This is a genomic window from Micromonospora sp. NPDC023633, assembly GCF_040640035.1.
In the GTDB taxonomy this organism is placed as follows: Bacteria; Actinomycetota; Actinomycetes; order Mycobacteriales; family Micromonosporaceae; genus Micromonospora.
Genome location: NZ_JBFABB010000073.1, coordinates 1 through 2,882, shown reverse-complemented (window position 1 = coordinate 2,882; position 2,882 = coordinate 1). Strand labels below are relative to the sequence as shown.

General features: G+C 78.7%; 3 protein-coding genes. 1 reads left to right on the top strand and 2 read right to left on the bottom strand.

What is annotated here, in order from left to right; translation table 11 throughout:
- Positions 1-118: 118 nt before the first annotated feature.
- Positions 119-736, bottom strand: a complete 618-nt coding sequence (locus tag AB0G13_RS21760) for a hypothetical protein (RefSeq protein ID WP_357876917.1) — start codon at positions 734-736, stop codon at positions 119-121.
- A 194-nt stretch (positions 737-930) separates the two neighbouring features.
- Between AB0G13_RS21760 and AB0G13_RS21755 the strand changes: the two genes are divergently transcribed.
- Positions 931-2,451 (top strand): protein kinase, encoded by a 1,521-nt coding sequence (locus AB0G13_RS21755; protein ID WP_357876914.1) that lies wholly within the window; start codon positions 931-933, stop codon positions 2,449-2,451.
- Between the two features lie 10 nt (positions 2,452-2,461).
- Here the strand turns inward: AB0G13_RS21755 and AB0G13_RS21750 are convergent.
- Positions 2,462-2,882, bottom strand: a 421-nt coding sequence (locus AB0G13_RS21750; protein WP_357876911.1) for a hypothetical protein, incomplete at its 5' end; no start/stop codon positions are given.

Here is a 2,882-nt window from a genome sequence, read left to right as displayed (position 1 = left end):
CGGTGGCACACAAAATTCGCACACCAAAAACACAAGGCGGGACCCCACAACTGTTGTGTGGCCCCAACCGCCCGGCGGGCCCCCCCTCGGGGGGCCCCCCCGCCGTGGGGTCGACCGGTCAGCAGGACCGGCCCTCCCGGAAGCCGCGCTCGACGACCGACGACGGCCCGACCTGGAGGTAGCCCACCCCCGGCCGGATCGGGTGACCGGTGAACAGCTCCACCCGGGAGCCGACGCGCACCAGGTACGCCGAAGAGTCGCCCGCGTCGTTGCGGATCATCGAGCCCCGCGGGCCGTAGATCTCCTCCAGGGCGGCGAAGGACATGCCCACCGCCGCGCCGGCGGGCGTGCGGGGCGGCGCGGTGGCGGTGCCCACCTCCACCAGCCGCCCGTCGCGGAAGGCCAGCAGGATCTTGCCCGCCCAGGCCCCGGTGACGCCGGCGTGGACCATGCCGTCGCAGTCGGGAGCCACCCAGTCGATGAGCCCGGCCGCCGACAGGCGCGCCAGGTCGGCCCCGATCCGGAACGGCCCGGCGCCCCGGACGCTGATGACCCGGGCCTCGTCCCGGTCGACGGCCCCGGGCGCCGCGCCGGTGTGGCCGCCGGAACGGTTGGAAAGGTGCCCGGCGGCGACGGCCGGCCGGGACGCGGCGGCGGCCGGAGCCGCCACGGTGAGCGGCACGAGCCCGGCCGTGGCCAGCAGGGCGGTGACGACGGTGTACGAGAGACGGTGCACGGGGATCTCCTCTTCAGCGGTTCGGGTGTCCTTGTCCTCTTGGTCGCCCCGCCGACCGGATCGGTTCGTCGGGTTCCCGACCGACGCGCCTCCGGCCGGTCCGGTCGCGGTGCCGAGGGCTCCCCCCGACCCGACGCGGCGTCTACTGTCGAGGCGGAACGGCGGCCGGCGGTGCCGGTGTCGGGGGTGGTGCGGTGACCAGTCCGGAGCGGATCGGGCCCTACCGGATCGAGCGGCTGCTGGGTACGGGGTCGTTCGCGACGGTCTGGCTGGGCCACGACCCGGTGCTCGACTCCCGGGTGGCCATCAAGGTGCTGGCCGAGAACTGGCACCACGACCTGCGGGTGCGGGAGCGGTTCCTCGACGAGGCACGCCTGCTGCGCCGGCTCGACGACGAGCGGCTGGTCCGCGTCCACGCGGCCGGCGAGCTGGCCGACGGCCGGCCGTACTCGGTCATGGCCTGGGCCGACGGCGGCAGCCTGCGTGACCGGCTGGCGGCCGGCCCGATCCCTCCGCCCGCCGCCCTGGACCTGCTGGCCGAGATCGCCGCCGGGGTCGCCGTCCTGCACCGCCACGGCGTGGTGCACCGCGACCTGACGCCGGGCAACGTCCTGTTCCGGTCCGGCCCGGACGGCGAGCGGGTGCTGATCGCCGACCTCGGGCTGGCCAAGGCCCTCGCCGCCGCCTCCGGTCTCACCGCCCGCGCCGGCACCCCCGGCTACATGGCCCCGGAGCAGGACGACCCGCTCTCCGTCGTCGACACCCGCGCCGACGTGTACGGCCTGGGCCGGCTCGGCCTCCGGCTCCTCGGCGCGGCCGGGGAGCACGGGGCGGGCGACCGGCCGCACCGGGGCGGGACGACCCGGCTGCGGGAGGGCGTGTCGCCCCGGGTGGCGGCCGTGCTGCGCCGGGCGACCGCTCCCCGCCCGGCCGACCGCCACCCCGACGCCGCGGCCTTCCGCGCCGCCTTGCGCCGGGCTGCCACCGCACCCGCCCGGCCGGGCCCCGCCCCGCCCGCCCGGGCCGCCCCCGGGCCGTCACCGGGCCGGTCGGCCTCCGGGCCGCCACCGGGCCGGTCGGCCTCCGGGCCGCCGCGCCGCGGGCCGGGCACCGCCGCGCCGCCCCGGGCCTCGTCGGGCGGGCCGGCGCGGGTAAGGGACCGGCCGACGGGCCGGCGGCGGTTCGGCGTCGTGGGGCTGGGCGTCGCGGCGCTGGTCGCCCTCGGCGCCACGGCGGGCGACGCCGCGACCGCCGGGCGGGACGCCGGCACCTGGACGAGCGGGCCGGTCACCGTCGCGCTGCCGCCCGGCTGGCGGGCCGCCGGCACCGGCTGGGCCGGCCAGTACGGCGACGACGGCCGGCTCGAACCGGCCCTGGTGATGTCGCCCGACCCACGCCGGTGGGCGGTGGACCCGACCGTGCCGGGTGCCTTCGTCGGGCTGTCGGCCGCCATCGCCGCGCGGACCACCCCGGCGGGATTCGTCGCCGAGCGTCCGCACGCGGCGTGTGCCGCCGCGCCGGTACGCCGGACCCGCCAGGGGGGCGTGGACTGGGTGGTGGCCCGGTTCACCTGCGAGAAGGGCCGGCCCGAGATCGTCGAGGCCGCCGGGCTCGCGCCCGGCCACGCCGGCCTGATCTACGTGCAGGTCACGCCCCCGTCCGGCAGCCGGGCCGACTTCGTCGACACCCTGCTGGCCGGGGTACGGGTCAGATGAGCCCCACCGGTCACCGCACCACCACGGTGACGGTGTGCGTCGTGCCGCCCTGCGGGATCAGCACGGCCACGGTGCCGGGGCGGACGAACCGGATGTCGACCACCCCGCCCTCGTAGCTGCGGGAGACCAGGTCCTCCCGGTCCACGGTCACCTCGCCCGGGCCGATGCCGATGATCCGCAGCACCCCGCCGGAGGCGAAGCAGAGCGAGGTGAGCAGCGCCAGCTCGGTCTCGGCCAGCACCACGTCGTAGCGCACCGCCCCGTGGCAGGTGCCGGGCAGCCCGCTCGGCGACCGCGTCGCGGTCGGCGTACGCCCGGCGGCGGTCGTCGGGGGCGCGGCCGGTGGTGGCCGCCGGGCCGGCGGGACGACGGCCGGCGTGCGGGGCGTGCCCGGTCCGGGCGGCGAGGCGGTCGACGGGGCGGCGGTCGAC